At 72.1% G+C, this 15,418-nt stretch carries 16 protein-coding genes; 8 read left to right on the forward strand and 8 right to left on the reverse strand.

The window, feature by feature from the left end:
- Positions 1–19: 19 nt before the first annotated feature.
- Genes ACIQ6R_RS28565 through ACIQ6R_RS28580 form a run of 4 tightly spaced genes read left to right on the forward strand, consistent with a single transcriptional unit; the run spans position 20 to position 3,893 of the window.
- Positions 20–2,515, forward strand: a complete 2,496-nt coding sequence (locus tag ACIQ6R_RS28565) for a nitrate- and nitrite sensing domain-containing protein (protein ID WP_404224397.1) — start codon at positions 20–22, stop codon at positions 2,513–2,515.
- The gene (locus tag ACIQ6R_RS28570) at positions 2,512–2,931 is read left to right on the forward strand and encodes a roadblock/LC7 domain-containing protein (protein ID WP_404182124.1); all 420 of its coding nucleotides are present in this window, start codon (positions 2,512–2,514) and stop codon (positions 2,929–2,931) included. The genes ACIQ6R_RS28565 and ACIQ6R_RS28570 overlap by 4 nt, the downstream gene beginning before the upstream one ends.
- A gap of 1 nt (position 2,932) precedes the next feature.
- Positions 2,933–3,292, forward strand: a complete 360-nt coding sequence (locus ACIQ6R_RS28575; protein WP_404182121.1) for a DUF742 domain-containing protein — start codon at positions 2,933–2,935, stop codon at positions 3,290–3,292.
- Entirely contained in the window at positions 3,279–3,893 is a 615-nt protein-coding gene (locus ACIQ6R_RS28580; RefSeq protein WP_386517692.1) for an ATP/GTP-binding protein, read from the forward strand. The genes ACIQ6R_RS28575 and ACIQ6R_RS28580 overlap by 14 nt, the downstream gene beginning before the upstream one ends.
- Before the next feature lie 15 nt (positions 3,894–3,908).
- Here the strand turns inward: ACIQ6R_RS28580 and ACIQ6R_RS28585 are convergent, their stop codons facing one another.
- The 4 genes from ACIQ6R_RS28585 to ACIQ6R_RS28600 form a co-directional block, all read right to left on the reverse strand.
- Positions 3,909–4,868: an ABC transporter substrate-binding protein gene (locus tag ACIQ6R_RS28585; RefSeq protein ID WP_404224399.1), complete on the reverse strand. Its 960-nt coding sequence runs from the start codon at positions 4,866–4,868 to the stop codon at positions 3,909–3,911.
- A gap of 88 nt (positions 4,869–4,956) precedes the next feature.
- The gene (locus ACIQ6R_RS28590; protein ID WP_404224401.1) at positions 4,957–5,622 is read right to left on the reverse strand and encodes an ABC transporter permease; all 666 of its coding nucleotides are present in this window, start codon (positions 5,620–5,622) and stop codon (positions 4,957–4,959) included.
- Entirely contained in the window at positions 5,619–6,329 is a 711-nt protein-coding gene (locus ACIQ6R_RS28595) for an ABC transporter permease (protein ID WP_404182111.1), read from the reverse strand. The genes ACIQ6R_RS28590 and ACIQ6R_RS28595 overlap by 4 nt, the downstream gene beginning before the upstream one ends.
- Positions 6,326–7,564 carry an ABC transporter ATP-binding protein gene (locus ACIQ6R_RS28600; RefSeq protein ID WP_404224403.1) on the reverse strand — a complete coding sequence of 413 codons (1,239 nt, stop codon included), beginning with the start codon at positions 7,562–7,564 and terminating at the stop codon, positions 6,326–6,328. Before ACIQ6R_RS28600 ends, ACIQ6R_RS28595 begins: the two co-directional genes overlap by 4 nt.
- A gap of 221 nt (positions 7,565–7,785) precedes the next feature.
- Here ACIQ6R_RS28600 and ACIQ6R_RS28605 point away from each other — a divergent pair, with 221 nt between their 5' ends.
- Both ACIQ6R_RS28605 and ACIQ6R_RS28610 read left to right on the forward strand, forming a co-directional pair.
- Complete coding sequence (locus ACIQ6R_RS28605; RefSeq protein WP_404224405.1) at positions 7,786–8,502, forward strand: response regulator transcription factor; 717 nt, start codon at positions 7,786–7,788, stop codon at positions 8,500–8,502.
- A complete protein-coding gene (locus ACIQ6R_RS28610; RefSeq protein ID WP_404224406.1) occupies positions 8,499–9,932 on the forward strand; it encodes an ATP-binding protein in 1,434 nt (477 codons plus the stop codon). The genes ACIQ6R_RS28605 and ACIQ6R_RS28610 overlap by 4 nt, the downstream gene beginning before the upstream one ends.
- Position 9,933: 1 nt before the next feature.
- On the opposite strand, the gene msrB is transcribed toward ACIQ6R_RS28610, so the two are convergent.
- The 4 genes from msrB to ACIQ6R_RS28630 form a co-directional block, all read right to left on the reverse strand.
- Positions 9,934–10,341 (reverse strand): peptide-methionine (R)-S-oxide reductase MsrB, encoded by a 408-nt coding sequence (gene msrB / locus ACIQ6R_RS28615; RefSeq protein WP_404182099.1) that lies wholly within the window; start codon positions 10,339–10,341, stop codon positions 9,934–9,936.
- Between the two features lie 14 nt (positions 10,342–10,355).
- Positions 10,356–11,753 carry a UDP-N-acetylmuramate--L-alanine ligase gene (murC, locus tag ACIQ6R_RS28620; protein ID WP_404224409.1) on the reverse strand — a complete coding sequence of 466 codons (1,398 nt, stop codon included), beginning with the start codon at positions 11,751–11,753 and terminating at the stop codon, positions 10,356–10,358.
- A gap of 124 nt (positions 11,754–11,877) precedes the next feature.
- The gene (locus ACIQ6R_RS28625; protein WP_404182093.1) at positions 11,878–12,351 is read right to left on the reverse strand and encodes an indole-3-glycerol phosphate synthase; all 474 of its coding nucleotides are present in this window, start codon (positions 12,349–12,351) and stop codon (positions 11,878–11,880) included.
- Between the two features lie 156 nt (positions 12,352–12,507).
- Positions 12,508–13,302, reverse strand: coding sequence for a pyrimidine reductase family protein (locus ACIQ6R_RS28630; RefSeq protein ID WP_404224411.1), 795 nt, complete (start codon positions 13,300–13,302; stop codon positions 12,508–12,510).
- A gap of 363 nt (positions 13,303–13,665) precedes the next feature.
- Between ACIQ6R_RS28630 and zapE the strand changes: the two genes are divergently transcribed.
- Both zapE and ACIQ6R_RS28640 read left to right on the forward strand, forming a co-directional pair.
- A complete protein-coding gene (zapE, locus tag ACIQ6R_RS28635) occupies positions 13,666–14,796 on the forward strand; it encodes a cell division protein ZapE (RefSeq protein ID WP_404224413.1) in 1,131 nt (376 codons plus the stop codon).
- Between the two features lie 359 nt (positions 14,797–15,155).
- The gene (locus ACIQ6R_RS28640; protein ID WP_404224415.1) at positions 15,156–15,404 is read left to right on the forward strand and encodes a hypothetical protein; all 249 of its coding nucleotides are present in this window, start codon (positions 15,156–15,158) and stop codon (positions 15,402–15,404) included.
- Positions 15,405–15,418 lie beyond the last annotated feature (14 nt).

The following is a 15,418-nucleotide window of genomic DNA, read 5'->3' on the forward strand; positions in this document are numbered from 1 at the left end:
CTGATCGCCTAGGACGACGATGTCTGCACGGACAGGTGCCCGGCGCCGCCTCGGCTCCATACGTCTCTCCCTGATCCTCCTGGCCCTCGTCCCCGGCGTCACCCTCGCCGCCGTGTGGGGGGTGACGACGATCCAGATGTTCTCGGAGGGCCTGCGGCTGCGCGCGCAGACGGAACTGAGCCGCGACACCGGCGCCATGGGCACGGAGGCGGCGCTCGCGCTGCAGAAGGAGCGCGGTCTGTCGGCCGCCTATCTGGCCGAGCCCGGCGGCGACCGGGCGGAGCTGGACGCCCAGCGGAGGAAGACGGACGAGGCGGTCGCCCAGCTCGTCGGCCAGTCCGACGCGATCGAGCGCGCGCCCGCCCGCGTCTCGGACCGGCTCTACTCGGTGCTCGGCTCGGTCGGCAGCCTGGAGTACTACCGCGACCAGGTGGACGACCCCAGCGACATCACCTCCGACCAGGCACTCGACCAGTACACCTCGATCATCGACGAGCAGATCCACGCCTTCCAGGAGCTCTCCCAGGTCGACGACGGCGACCTCACCTCGCAGGCCGGGCCGCTGGTCGCCCTGGAGCACGCGGCGGAACTGGTCTCCCAGGAGGACGCGCGGCTCACCCTGGCCTGGCCGTCCGGCCGGATGGACGAGAAGGAGTGGGCGCGGTTCGCCCAGCTGGTCCACACCCGGCGCTGGCTCGTCCAGGACCAGATCGTCCCCTCCCTGCGCGGCAGCGCGAAGGCGCAGACCGAGCGGATCCTCGCGAGCCCCGAGTGGCAGACCCTCGGGGCCGTCGAGGACCAGGTGCTGGCGGCCCGCGCGGCGGACGGTGACGACCGGATCGACCTGCCGGACGCACGGCAGCGCTGGACCACCGCCCTGGACAAGGTCTCCGACCAGTACGCGGCGCTGATCCGGCAGCAGACGGACGGGCTGCTCGACCGCAGCGCCGACGAGGCACGCGGGCTGCTGATCACGGCCGCTTCGCTCAGCGCGGGTGGTCTGATCGCCCTGGTGCTGTGCGTCGCCATGTCCTGGCGCATCACCCGCTCGCTGTCCCGCCGGCTGCGCGGTCTGCGGCTGGCCACTCTGAGCCTGGCCGAGGAACGGCTGCCCGACGTGGTGGCCCGGCTCGAGCGGGGCGAGAAGGTGGACGTGGAGTCGGCGACCCCGCCGCTGGACTACGGGCGGGACGAACTCGGGCAGGTCGCCCAGGCGTTCAACACGGCACAGCGCACCGCCGTGCACACCGCCGTCGAACTCGCCGACACCCGGCGCGGCTTCCAGAAGGTCATCCTCGGCATCGCCCGCCAGAGCCAGAACCTCGTCAACATGCAGCTCGGCAAGCTGGACGCGCTGGAGCGCGAGCACACCGACCCGGAGATCCTCAAGGGCCTGTACGAACTGGACTCCACGGCCAGTCAGTTGCGCCGCTACGAGGAGAACCTCGTCATCATCAGCGGTGAGCAGCCCCGGCGCACCTGGCGCGAGCCCGTCGCGCTGGTCGACATCCTGCGCAGTGCCGTCGGCGAGGTGGCCGAGTACCAGCGGGTGGAGCTGCACACCGACGAGGAGGTGGCCCTCGCACCGCCCGCGGTGGCCGACGTGATCCACCTGCTCGCCGAACTCATCGACAACGCGACCGCCTACTCCCCAGCCCCTCATCCGGTCGGCGTGCGGGCGGCGCTGGTGGCCAAGGGCCTGGCCGTCGAGATCGAGGACCGCGGGCTCGGCCTGTCGGAGGAGGACTACGCCTCGTTCAACGCCCAGCTGGCGGTGGTCCCGCAGTTCGACGTGGTCGCGCTCGCCGACGACCTGCGGCTCGGCATGTTCGTCGTCGCCCGGCTCGCACACCGGCACGGCATCACCGTCACGCTGCGCTCCTCCCCGTACGGCGGGACCACGGCGATCGTGCTGATCCCGCACGACATCGTGGTGCGCGAGCCGGTCGACGCGGCCCACGGCCCCGACCGCACGGCGTCTCCCGAGACACCCGAAGCCCCAGCGTCCGGCGGGCCCGGGGCGTCCTCCGTGTATGGGGCGTCCTCCGTGTCCGAGGCGGACCCCGCTCCCGAGAAGCGGACCGTACGGACGGCACGGCCCGTACGTCCCGTTCCAGCGAACCGGCCCGGCGCTACCGCCCCCTCCGCGTCCTCCGCGCCGTCCGCGTCCGAGCGGAACGGCCTGACCCCGCTGCCCCGCCGGGTACCGCAGACCAGCCTCGCCGCCGAGCTGCGCGACGAGGACGCCGGGACCGGCCGGGACGACGGGCCGGAGCGCGCGTCCGGCGACCACGACGACTTCACCGCGGAGCGCGCCGCATCGTCCCTCGCCGGTTTCCGGAGCGGCACCCTGCGGGCCCAGGCCGCTGCCGCCGAGCCCGACGCCACCGACACGCCGCCGGGGGCCGACGTCGACACCGACGCCGAAGCCGAAGCCGACGAGCAGATCCTCTCCTCCGCCGCCCCCTCGACTCCGACCGCCGACCGCCGACCGCCGACGAAGGACACGCCATGACCCGACCCTCCCCCGCCACGCACACCGAGCTGGACCAACTGCTCACCGGACTCGTGGAGCGGGTCGCCGACGTGAACCAGGCGGTGGTGCTCTCCGAGGACGGTCTGGTCGTCAGCAAGTCCACCGGCTTCCCGCGCGACGACGCCGAGCGGCTGGCGGCGACCGCCTCGGGCCTGATGAGCCTCAGCAAGGGCGTCAGCCTGGACTTCCGCGGCGGCCCCGTGCGCCAGGCACTGATCGAGATGGCCAACAGCTACCTGATACTCACCTCCGCCGGCGCCGGCGCCCACCTCGTCGTGCTCACCGGCCCGAACGCCGACGTCGGCGTGGTGGCGTACCAGATGAACATGCTGGTGAAGAAGATCGGCGAGCACCTGAGCGCGGCACCGCGGGCCACCGCCGGCCCCGGCGAGTGACGTGACGGGAGGCGACGCGGGCGGCCGGCTCGTACGGCCGTTCACCCTGACCGGCGGCCGGACCCGGCCCAGCCGCGCCGACTTCACCCTCATCACCACGGTGACCGCGATCGACCCGCAGCCCACGCGGGCCGCGCGACCGCAGCCCGAGCACCTGCGGATCCTGCGGCTGTGCGCCGAGCCTGTCGCCGTGGCGGAGGTCGCGGCCCGCCTGGACCTGCCGGTGAGCGTGGTCGTCATCCTGCTCTGCGACCTGCTGGAGGCCGGCCGGATCACCGCCCGGCCCCCGCACCCGGTCTCCCGAACCACCCCGGACCTGGACCTGCTGCAGAAAGTGAGGGACGGCCTTGGCCGGCTCTGACCGCGCCGCTGAGGCGCCCACGGCACCCGCACCCCCGGCTGCCGCCCCCGAAGCCGTGAAGATCCTGATCGCCGGTGGTTTCGGCGTCGGCAAGACCACCATGGTCGGCTCGGTCAGCGAGATCGCCCCGCTGCGCACCGAGGAGCCGCTGACCGCGGCGGGACTGGACGTCGACGACCTCGCCGGCATCGAGGAGAAGCGGGCCACGACCGTGGCCCTGGACTTCGGGCGGATCGGCATCGGCCGGGAACTGGTGCTGTACCTCTTCGGTACGCCCGGTCAGCAGCGGTTCTGGTTCATGTGGAACGACCTGGCGATCGGTGCCCTCGGCGCCGTGGTGCTGATCGACGTGCGCAGGCCCGAGTCGAGCTTCGCGGCCATCGACTTCTTCGAGCGGCGGGGCATTCCGTTCGTCGTCGGAGTCAACGGCTTCCACGGACGGCATCCGTACCCGGCCGAGGAGATCAGGGAGGCCCTGGCGCTGCCGGAGCACGTGCAGGTGCTGCTGTGCGACGCGCGGGAGCGGACCTCCTGCCGGGACGTCCTCATCGCCCTGATCGACCAGCTGATCGACGCCGCGGCCGGGGCCGCGGCGTCGTGACCGGCGTACGGCGGGTCAGACCAGGCCCGCCGACTCGAGCCACTCCTTGGCGACGTCCAGCGGGTCCTTCTTGTCCAGCTGCACCTGCGCGTCCAGGTCGAGGAGGGTCTTCGTGTCCAGCTTGGCGGAGACCGCGTTGAGCGTGTCGACGCCCTCCTGGGACAGGCTCTCCTTGTGGACGAGCGGCGTCACGTTCGCGTACCCGAAGAGGTTCTCCGGGTCCGCCAGGACGACGAACTTCTCCTTGATGATGGTCGGGTCGGTGGTGAAGATGTCCGCCGCCTGCACGGTGTTCTTGGTCAGCGCCGACTGGGTCAGCGGGCCGCCCGCGTCGAGCGCCTTGAAGGACTTGAACTTCAGTCCGTACACGGACTCCAGGCCCTTCAGACCCTGCTGCCGGGTCTGGAACTCGGGCGAACCGCCGATCACCAGGTCCGGCGCGATGTCCTTCAGGTCGGCGAGGGTCGACTCGGCGGTGAGGCCGTGCTTCTTCGCGGTCTCGGCGTTGACGCTGACCGAGTCCTTGTTCTCGGCCGGTGACGACTCCAGCAGCGTCAGCTCCTTGTCGAGCTTGGCCTTGGCCGCGGTGTTGACCGCCTCGGTGGACTTCTGCTCGGCCGCGGAGTCGAGGTAGGCCAGCAGCGCGCCGTTGTACTCCGGCAGCACCGTGACCGAGCCGTTCTTCATCAGGCCGTACGTCGTCTCCCGGCTGCCGATGTTGTGCTTGTAAGTGACCTTGAGGCCCTTGGCCTTGAGCGCCTCGCCGTAGATGTCGGCGAGCAGGGTGCTCTCGGCGAAGTTGTTCGAGCCGACGACGACGGTGCCTGCCTTCGCCTTCTCCCCGGCGAGGGGGTTGTCGGAGGTGTCGTCGGAGGAGGAACAGCCCGCGAGCAGCGCCGCCGCGGCGGTGAGCGCGACGGCCGCCGCGCCGGTGTGCCTAGCCCTGGACCTGCTGCTCTTCGCGGTAGAAGTCATCCACCGATCCAAACGAGGCACTTGTCGGCCAGTCAAGAACGGCCTGGTCACGATTTCTTTCACAACTGTGTCGAGGTCATGCTCCGGCTCAGCGCCTGCGCACCCCCGGTGACACGGCCAGCCGTCCCGCCGCCCAGAACACGGCGAGCGTGACGAGCGCCAGGAGCGCCACCAGGGTGGCGCCGCCGACCACCTTCTCGTAGTCGCGCTGGTAGAGCCCGTCGATGATGTACCGGCCGATTCCGCCGAGACTGACGTACGCGGCGATGGTCGCCGTCGACACGACCTGGATGGCCGCCGAGCGCAGTCCGCTGAGCACCAGCGGCAGGGCCACGGGCAGTTCGACCCGCAAGAGGATGCTCGACTCGTGCATGCCCATGCCGCGCGCGGCGTCCACCGGGGAGGGGTCGACCGAGCGGACCGCCTCGTAGGTGGTCACCAGGATCGGCGGGATCGCGAGTACGACCAGCGGGATCATCACGGGCAGCAGGCCGATGCCGACCACGACGGCGATCAGCACCAGCAGACCGAAACTGGGCAGCGCGCGGGCGGCGGTGGCGACGAAGGCGACGGCGTTGCCGCCGCGTCCGGTGTGCCCGGTGAGCAGTCCGACGGGCAGGCCGATCGCGGCGGCGAGACCGAGGGCCATCAGCGTGTACTGGACGTGTTCCAGCAGGCGCCGCGGGATGCCGTCGTAGCCGTGCCAGTGGGCGCTGTCGCTGAAGAAGGCGTTGACGAAGTCGAGTACGTTCACCGCGTGGCCGCCTTCTCCGGTTCGGTCCGCTCCTGCCGCGCGGCGGACTCCTTGGGACGCTTGCCCTTGCCGCGCGGCATCCAGGGCGTCAGCAGGTTCCGGACCAGGACGAGCGCCGCGTCGCACAGGACCGCCAGTACGGCGGTGGTGAGGACGGAGTTCACCGCGAGTTCGGGACGGCCGTACTTCTGGGCGGCCGCGAGCAGGTTGCCGAGGGCGCCCTGGTTGCCGATGAGGGCGCCGACGCTGACCAGGGAGATGCTGGCGGACACGGCCACCCGGAGCCCGGCGAGGATCGCGGGCACGGCGATCGGCAACTGCACCTGCAGATACCGCCGTACCGGTCCGAAGCCCATGGCGGTGGACGCGGCCAGGGTCTCCTCGGGCACCGACCGCACGCCGTCGACGATCGCCGGGACGAGCACCACCAGGCTGTACACGGCCAGCGGGATCATCACGGTCAGCTCGGTCTGGCCGGTGTAGTCGATGAGGACGACGAAGACGGCCAGCGACGGAACGGCGTAGAACACGGTGGTCACGCCGAGCACGGGCGGGTACAGCCAGCGGAACCGCACACAGAGCTGGGCGACGGGCAGCGCGAGCAGCAGCCCGGCCAGGACCGGCAGCAGCGCCTCGCGCAGGTGCAGCCAGATCAGGCCGAAGTAGGTGTTGCCGAGGTCGCTCGGGATGTCGAAGAAGCCGTTCACGGGCCGACCTTCGTGACACCGGCGGGCCCCGCCTGCGCCGCGTCGCCGGCCTGTGCGTCGTCCGCCGGTACATCCTGTGCGTCCTGTGCGTCCTCCGCCGGTACGTCCTGTGCCCCGTCCGCCGGTGCGTCACCGGTGTTCGCCGCACCGTGGGCGGTGCGGATCGCCTCGCCGATGGTCCGCTGGGAGACGACACCGGTCACCCGGCCGTCGGCGTCCACGGCGACGGCCCAGCCGGTGGGCGAGAGCACGGCGCAGTCGAGCGCGGCCCGCAGCGAGTCGGCGCCGGGCACGAACGGCCGCCCGTACGGCAGCAGTCCCTCCACCGCGATCTCCCCGGCGGTCAGGTCCCGCGGTTCGGCCCAGCCCAGCGGCCTGCTCTCCCCGTCGGTCACCAGCAGGTAGGGGGCGTCGGGCGCGGCGAGCTGTTCGGCCGTGGCGTCCACGCGTACCACCGGGCCGCTCGTCAACTCCAGGTCCGCGGAGGGGAAGAAGGACAGCCGCCGGATGCCGCGGTCGGCGCCGAGGAAGTCCTCGACGAAGTCGTCCGCGGGATTCGACAGCAGTTCGGCGGGCGGCGCGAACTGGGCGAGCCGGCCGCCGGTGCGCATCACCGCGACCATGGTGCCCAGCTTGATGGCCTCGTCGATGTCGTGCGTGACGAAGACGATGGTCTTGCCGAGCTCCTCCTGGATGCGCAGGAGTTCGTCCTGGAGTCCCTTGCGCACCACGGGGTCGACGGCGGAGAACGGCTCGTCCATGAGCAGCACGGGCGGGTCGGCGGCGAGCGCCCGCGCCACGCCGACGCGCTGCTGCTGGCCGCCGGAGAGCTGGTACGGGTACCGCTTGCCGAGAGAGGCGTCGAGCCCCACCCGCTCCATCAGCTCCACCGCCCGCTCGCGGGACGCCTGTTTGCCCCAGCCGATCATGCGGGGCACGGTGGCGATGTTGTCGATGATCGTCCGGTGCTGGAAGAGCCCGGCGTTCTGGATGACGTATCCCATCGACCGGCGCAGCGTGGTGACCGGCTGCCGCTGGAGGTCCGCGCCGTCGAGGAGGATGGCTCCCTCGGTGGGCTCGACCATTCGGTTGATCATCCGCAGGGTCGTCGTCTTGCCGCAGCCGGACGGCCCGACGAGGACCGTGATCGAGCGGTCCGGTATCTCCAGCGACAGCCTGTCGACCGCCACGGTGCCGTCCGGGTACCGCTTGGTGACTGATTCCATCCGTATCAAAGCGCCGAATACCCTTCGGGTGGGGCGGAAGTTCTGGCCAGGTCGCTACAGGTCGTTGCCGGAAGAGTCTAGACGTCCCATGTCGCGGACCCGTGGTGGCTGTATGAGGCCCCCGCCGGCCCTGTCGTTTTCCTGTCGGGCGACTTTCGAGTACCTGTCGATCGCGGCACGGCGGTCCCCGTCCTCTGGGGTGCGAGCGGCCGGTGGCGCAGTATGAGCGGGTGGAAAAAGTACGGCTCCTCGTGGTGGACGACGACCCGCCCATCGCCGACCTCGTGGCCACCGTCGCCCGCTACGAGGGCTGGGAGGCGGTCACCGCCGACTCCGGCGAACAGGCGCTGCGGCTGGCCGCCGACTTCCGCCCGGACATCGTGGTGCTCGACCTGATGCTGCCGGACGTCGACGGCTTCGGCGTCCTGGACCGGCTGCGCCGCTCGGGGACGATGGTGCCGGTGGTGTTCCTGACCGCGCGCGACGGGGTGGCCGACCGGGTGGCGGGGCTGACCCGGGGCGGTGACGACTACCTGGTCAAGCCGTTCGCCGTGGAGGAGTTGATGGCCCGGCTGCGGACCGTGCTGCGGCGCAGCGCCGGGCCCGGTTTCCAGCGGTCGGTGCTGCGGGTGGCGGACCTGACGATGGACGAGGACACCCGTGAGGTGCGCCGGGGCGAGCGGCGGGTGTCGCTGACGCCGACCGAGTACGAGGTGCTGCGCTATCTGATGCGCAAGTCGCCGACGGTGTTGACCAAGGCTCAGATTCTCGACCACGTGTGGGAGTACGGCTTCGGCGGCCGGTCCAACGTCGTGGAGCTGGTCGTCAGCCGGCTGCGCCGCAAGCTCGACGCCCCCGACGACCCCGCGGCCACCGACGGCACCGCTGAGCCGCTGATCCGGACGGTGCGGGGCTTCGGGTACGTGATCCGGCAGGCGGCCCGGTGATACGACGGTGGTGGCGCGCCTACCGCGGGCTGCGGCTCGGGACCCGGCTGGCGCTGGGCCTCGGCGTGCTCTCGCTGGTGGTGTTCGCCGTGGTCGGCACGGTGCTGACCGCGTACATGCGGGACTATCTGGAGCGGCAGCTCGCCGACCAGATGAAGCTGGTGCAGATCGTGCAGTCCAAGGACGCGGCTGCGCACGGCACCGTGCGGCGCAAGCCGTACTACGGCTGGTACACGGCCGTGTACGACGTCTCCGGCGACTCGGCGGACCTGCGCACGCCCGCGGAGGTGCCGGCGGACAGCCGGGCCCTGACCGCCCTGGCGCAGACCATGGCCCGCTCCGACGAGGACCTCACCCGCACCGTGCGCATCGACGGGCACGGCCCCTATCTGCTGCGGGCCTGCGAGGTCGAGCCCGGGGTGGTGCTGGTCAGCGCCGCGCCCATGGGGGACGTCGAGGACACCGTGGAACAGCTGATCACGGTGCAGGTCGTCGCCTTCGGTCTCGCGCTGCTGGCGCTGGTGGTGTTCGGACGGCGGACGCTGCGGCGCGGTCTCAAGCCGCTGAGCGACATGGCGAGCACGGCACACGGCATCGCCTCGCACGACCTGACCGAGTCGGCCGCCCGGCTGCCGCTGCGCGTGGACGGCAGGGACGGCGGCCGGGAGGTGGCGGAGCTGCGGACCGCGTTCAACACGATGCTGGAGCACATCGACGACTCGCTCGCGGTGCGCGCCGAGGCCGAGCGGCGGCTGCGCCGGTTCGTCGCGGACGCCTCGCACGAGCTGCGCACCCCGCTGATGTCCGTACGGGGCTACGCCGACCTCTTCCAGTACGCGGCGGCCAACGAGCCCGGGGAACGCGATCGGCATCTGGCCCGGCTGCGCGCCGAGGCGGCCCGGATGGGTGTGCTCCTGGACGACCTGCTGCTGCTCGCCCGGCTGGACGCGGCCGAGGCGGAGGCGCCGCTGCGCTGGGAGGACGCGGATCTGACGGAGCTGGTACGGCAGGCGGGCGACGCCTTCCGCGCCGGTCACCCGGAGCATCCGCTGACGGTGACGACCGGCCCCGCGGTGGTGAAGGTGCGCATGGACCCGCAGCGCATCCGGCAGGTGCTCGACAACCTGCTGACCAACGCGGCCGTGCACACCCCGCCGGGCTCCAAGGTCTCGGTCGCCGTCACCGTGACGCCCGACGCGGTCCGGGTGGCGGTCGCCGACACGGGGCCGGGCATCCCGGCCGCCGACCGGGAACGGGTCTTCGACCGCTTCTACCGGGTCGACAAGGCCCGCAGCCGCGACCGCGGCGGCAGCGGACTGGGCCTCGCCGTGGCCGGTTCGCTGGTGCGGGCGCACGGCGGGACGATCGAGCTGGGCGGCGAGCCGGGCGTGACGGTGTTCACCGTGACGCTCCCGGCCGCCGCCCGCTGACTCAGCCCTCCGTGGGCGCCAGCCGCAGCGCGACGCTGTTGATGCAGTACCGCTGGTCGGTGGGGGTCGGATACCCCTCGCCCTTGAACACGTGCCCGAGGTGCGATCCGCACCGGGCACACCGCACCTCGGTGCGCACCATGCCGTGGGACCGGTCCTCGATCAGTTCGACCGCGTCGGTGTCCTTCGGGTCGAAGAAGGACGGCCAGCCGCAGTGCGACTCGAACTTGGTGGTGGAGGTGAACAGGTCCGCGCCGCAGGCGCGGCAGGAGTAGACGCCCTCGGTCTTGGTGTCGGTGTACTCACCGGTGAAGGCGGGTTCCGTGGCGGCCTGGCGCAGGACGGCGTACTCGGCCGGCGCCAGTTCCGCGCGCCACTGCTCGTCCGGCTTCTCGACGTCGTACGACATGAGTCCTCAGCCCCTTACTTACCCGTGCTCGACAGCTGGTCCAGGATGCGCGGTCCGAGGTCGGTGACGTCGCCCGCGCCCATGGTGAGAACGAGATCACCGGCCTTCGCCATTCCCGCGACCACCGCGGGCGCCCCGTCCTTGTCGTGGACCGGAGTGACGTCCGCGCCCGCTGCCCGGGCCGCCTCGATGATCAGCTCGCTGGTGATGCCCGGGATCGGGTCCTCGCGGGCGGGATAGATGTCGAGGACGACCGACGCGTCCGCCAGCGCGAGGGCCTGGCCCATCTCCTTGCCCAGCTCCTGGGTGCGGGAGAACAGGTGCGGCTGGAAGAGGACCAGGATGCGGGCGTCGCCGACCGCGGCGCGCATGGCCTCCAGGTCCGCCGTCATCTCGGTGGGGTGGTGCGCGTAGGAGTCGACGACCTGGACGCCGGCCGTCTCGCCCTTGAGCTGGAGGCGCCGCTTGACGCCCGTGTAGGCGGCCAGGGCGGGGGCCAGCTCGGCGGCGGGGATGCCGAGTGCCGCGCCGGCGGCGAGGGCGGCGACCGCGTTGTGGGCGTAGTGACGACCCGGGACGGAGACCGCGAAGGTCAGCTCCGCGCCGTCCATCACCACGGTGACCTCGCTCTTCAGGCCCTGCGGGACGACCGACAGGATGCGGACGTCGGCGTCCTCGGACTCCCCGTACGTCACCGTCCGCACCGATCCGGCCAGTCGCCGCGTCAGCTCCCGGGCGCCGTCCTGGTCGGCCGCGATCACCAGGGTGCCACCGGGGACGATCTTGCCGGCGAAGGTCTCGAAGGACTCGTAGATCTCGTCCATCGACGCGTAGTTGGCGTGGTGGTCGAGTTCGACGTTGAGGACGATGGCGACCTCGGGGGCGTACTTGTGGAAGCTGCGGTCGCTCTCGTCCGCCTCGGCGACGAAGATCTCGCCGTCGCCGTGCAGGGCGTTGGAGCCGGGCGCGTCCAGGTCGCCGCCGATCGCGTACGACGGGTCCAGGCCCAGCTCGGACAGGGAGACCGCCAGCATGGAGGTGGTGGTCGTCTTGCCGTGCGTGCCGGCCACCGCGATCGGACGCAGCCCGTTCATCAGGGCGGCGAGGGCGTCGGAGCGGTGGACGACCGGGACGCCGCGTTCGGCCGCGCGGAGGAGTTCCGGGTTGTCCTCGCGGATCGCCGACGACACGACCACGCAGCTGGCGTCGTCGGCGAGGTGCTCCGCCGCGTGCCCGATGTGCACGGTCGCGCCGAGCGCGCGCAGGGCGTCGGCGGTCGCGGACTCCTTGGCGTCGCTGCCCGCCACCTCGGCGCCGCGCTGGGCGAGGATCTTGGCGATGCCCGACATCCCGGCGCCGCCGATGCCGATGAAGTGCGGTCGGTCCATGGCGGTAGGAAGGCCGGGTGCCATGCGCTGTTCTCCCCAGAGGTGCGACAGGTGGTACGAGAGGTGGTGCTCGCGGGCGTGCTGCCGGCGAGCGGTGGTCGTGCTGGTGGCGCGCCCCCGGCGCGGGGTCCCGGAGCGCGGCCCCAGCCTATGCCTTGCTGTGGGAGAACAGTTTCAGGACCGGCACGCCGACCTTGTGCCGGGCCCGCGAGGCCCAGTCCCGGTGGAAGAACTCCTCCACGTAGTGCGGATCGGTCAGGACGATCACCTCGTCGGCCCCGATCTCCAGGACCAGGGACTTGAGCTCGTCGAGCGGGTGGTCCTCGATCAGGCGCCCCTCGGCCTCGGCCCCGGACGCGCGCAGGGCGGTGAGGGACACCTCCAGTGCCCGCTGCCCGACGCTCTGCGCCTCCTGGCCCTCGGGCGTCTCGCCCTCGCGTACGGCCTCGTCCAGTTCGCCGAGGGCGACGTCGTCGATGGCTCTCAGCAGCCTGTCCGCCTGATCGCCGCGCGGCTGGAGCAGCACGTGGAAGGCGACCGCCTCCTCCCCGTGCAAGGTGGTGACGAACTCCACGTCGGCGGACGTCAGGGCCTTCTCGATCATCAAAACGCTTGTGAACACTCGGGCGCCCCTTCTCCTTCGAGGGACCGTCGGGCCCACCCTCCGTAGGCCGTACCGGTTCCTGCGGAAACCATCCTGCCCCGTGATCGCACGGGTACTGCCGGATTCAGTGTGCCCGGCCCGAACTAAGCGGAACGGTAGATTCCACCGATTCCCTCAGTCACGCCGGTAGCGGCTGAAGAGAAACCCTTCCTCCTCGAGCAGGGACGCGAGCGCGAACCGCCGCGGAACCTCGACCGAGGGCCCGCCCGCGATGCGCTGCGCGGCGCCCGCGGTGAGCATCGGCGAGACGGTCAGGCACAGCTCGTCGAGCACCCCGGCCGTGACGAACTGCCCCAGCAGCCGCGGGCCGCCCTCGGTCAGCAGCCGGGTGTGACCGAGCCCGACGAGCGCGTCGACGGCACGGGCGGGGTCCACGCCGACGCCGTCACCGGCGATCACCACCCGGGCGCCGGCCTTCTCGGCGGCCGCGATCCGGTCCGGGGCCGCGGCCGCGCCGGTCAGGACCAGGGTGGGCACCAGCGGCGAGGTGAACAACGGCAGGGAGAAGTCCAGCTCCAGACTCGCGCTGACCACCGCGATCGCCGGCGCGGGGCCCTGCCCGGCCGCCCGCCGCAGCTCCACGAACTCCGCACGCGAGCGTGCCGGGCGGTACCCCTCCTGGCGTACGGTCTCGGCGCCGGCCACCACCACGTCCGCCAGGGCGCGCAGCGTGCCGAAGATGCGCATGTCGGCCGCGCTGGAGATGGGCTGGGAGCGGCCGTCGTGCTGGGCGGCACCGTCGAGGGTGGAGACCATGTTCGCCCGCAGCCACGCCGTCGGCCGCCCGTCCTGCTCGGGATAGGCGTAGGCGGCGGCCAGCTCGGCGAGGCTCCACTCCCGATCGGTCCCGTCGAGGTCCGGGCCGGCTGTCTGATCGGTCACAGGGGTCACGGGGAACAGGCGTCGCATGCCGTGCAGTGTTCCACGCACCGCCCGACCGAACCGCGCCCGCGCCCGCGCCCGCACAGCCGCAGCCGCGCGACCGCGGTAAGTCGTGCCGCCAAGCACGGCGCGGGTGGCCGCGGCGGCACCCCGCGACGCCGGGCCACGCACCCCACCCCGCCCAGCCCCCACACCGGGCAACCGGAACAACGCACGGTCCGGGTACACGCAACCCCGCTCCCCACGCGCCCACACCCCCAGCACCCGAACCCGCACGCCCCCCCACTCGCACCCGCACCCGCACCCGCACCCGCACCCGCACCCGCACCGACCCACGTCACACCCCCACGCCGACCGGCACCCCCCGGACAGGCCCTACCATGGACCCCCGTGTCGTCCTCCTCCCCCGCCCCCGGTTCCGCCCCCTCCGGTCGCCCCCCGATAGCCGGGACGGAGTCCGCCTCCGCCCCGCTGTCCCTGTGCGCCCGCGAGCCGCACGTCCCCGCGGACCGCCTGGTCGCCGAGATGGTGCCCCCGCCGCGCTTCGACTCGGTGCGCTTCAGCACCTACATCCCGGACCCGAACCAGCCGAGCCAGAGCGAGGCCGTACGGGTCCTGGAGGACTTCGCTACCGGACTGGACGGCGCCCCGGCCGCCACGGGCAGGCGCGGCCTCTTCGGCCTCGGCCGGAGCAGGGCCCCGAAGCCCCCCGCCGGCCCCCGGGGCGTCTACCTCGACGGCGGCTACGGCGTCGGCAAGACCCACCTGCTGGCCTCCCTGTGGCACGCCACCCCCGCCGAACCCTCCCGCAAGGCGTTCGGCACCTTCGTGGAGCTGACCAACCTCGTCGGCGCCCTCGGCTTCCAGCAGACCGTGCGGACCCTCTCCGGGCACCGTCTCCTCTGCATCGACGAGTTCGAGCTCGACGACCCCGGCGACACCGTCCTCGTCTCCAGCCTGCTCGCCCGGCTGGTCGAGGCGGGCGTGGCGCTGGCCGCCACCTCCAACACACTGCCGGGCAAGCTCGGCGAGGGCCGCTTCGCGGCGGCCGACTTCCTGCGCGAGATCCAGGGCCTGTCCGCCCACTTCCGCGCCCTGCGCATCGACGGCGAGGACTACCGCCACCGCGGCCTGCCCGAGGCACCGGCGCCGTACTCCGACGAGCAGGTGACCCGCGCGGCGCGGGCCGCCGAGGGCGCCTCCCTGGACGCCTTCCCCGCGCTCCTCGACCACCTCGCCCGCGTCCACCCCAGCCGGTACGGCGCCCTGACCGACGGCCTCACGGCCGTGTGCCTCACCGGAGTGCGCCCGGTGCCGGACCAGTCGACGGCACTGCGCCTCGTGGTGCTCGCGGACCGGCTCTACGACCGTGAGGTGCCCGTGCTGGCCTCCGGGCTGCCGTTCGACCGGCTCTTCAGCGAGGAGATGCTGAAGGGCGGATACCGCAAGAAGTACTTCCGGGCGATCTCCCGGCTCACCGCGCTGGCCCGGGACGCGGCACGCCTGGTCGACACCGCCTGAGCGCGGCCGGAACGGCCTGTTCCCGCCAACTCACCCGCGACTTTCAGGCTCTCTTCAGCTCGCAACGCTACGTTAACCCTGCAAAGCCCTTTGCAGGGTTAACGTGTTTCTTGACCGCGCATTGACCATGCGTTGGCAGTGCATTGACCTTGCCTCGGCCACGGGTCGGCACATGCCACTGGCGAGAACTGCCTGGAGGGGGGCGTACGTTGCGAGCCACGACGGCCCGGACCGCGGTTGCGTTCCTCGCCGCCGTCCTGATCGCCCTGGTGGCCTTCGCTCCCGGCGCACCCTTCGCATCCGCGCATACGAGCCGTGATGCCGTGGCCAATGCCCATTCCGGAACCACCCTTCCCGGCATGGCATCGCACGACGAGATCGTCACCTGCCACGACCCCGGCCGGTCCGGGCACCCGAGCAGTTCCCCGCGCGTCCGCGACCGGCACCGCGCCACCGCCGCGCCCCAGCCCGAGGCTCCCGAACGCCCGTGTCTGCGGCAGCGCGGCCCGGCGGCGCCCGAACCCGTCATGTCCGGCCGTGCGACGGAACACCGGCCGAGATCCGCGCCGGACCACTCCCCGGCGGCACTTCAGGTCTTCCGCTGCTGAGGGACCGGAACATC

Source organism: Streptomyces sp. NPDC096048 (genome assembly GCF_044763415.1).
Lineage (GTDB): Bacteria > Actinomycetota > Actinomycetes > Streptomycetales > Streptomycetaceae > Streptomyces.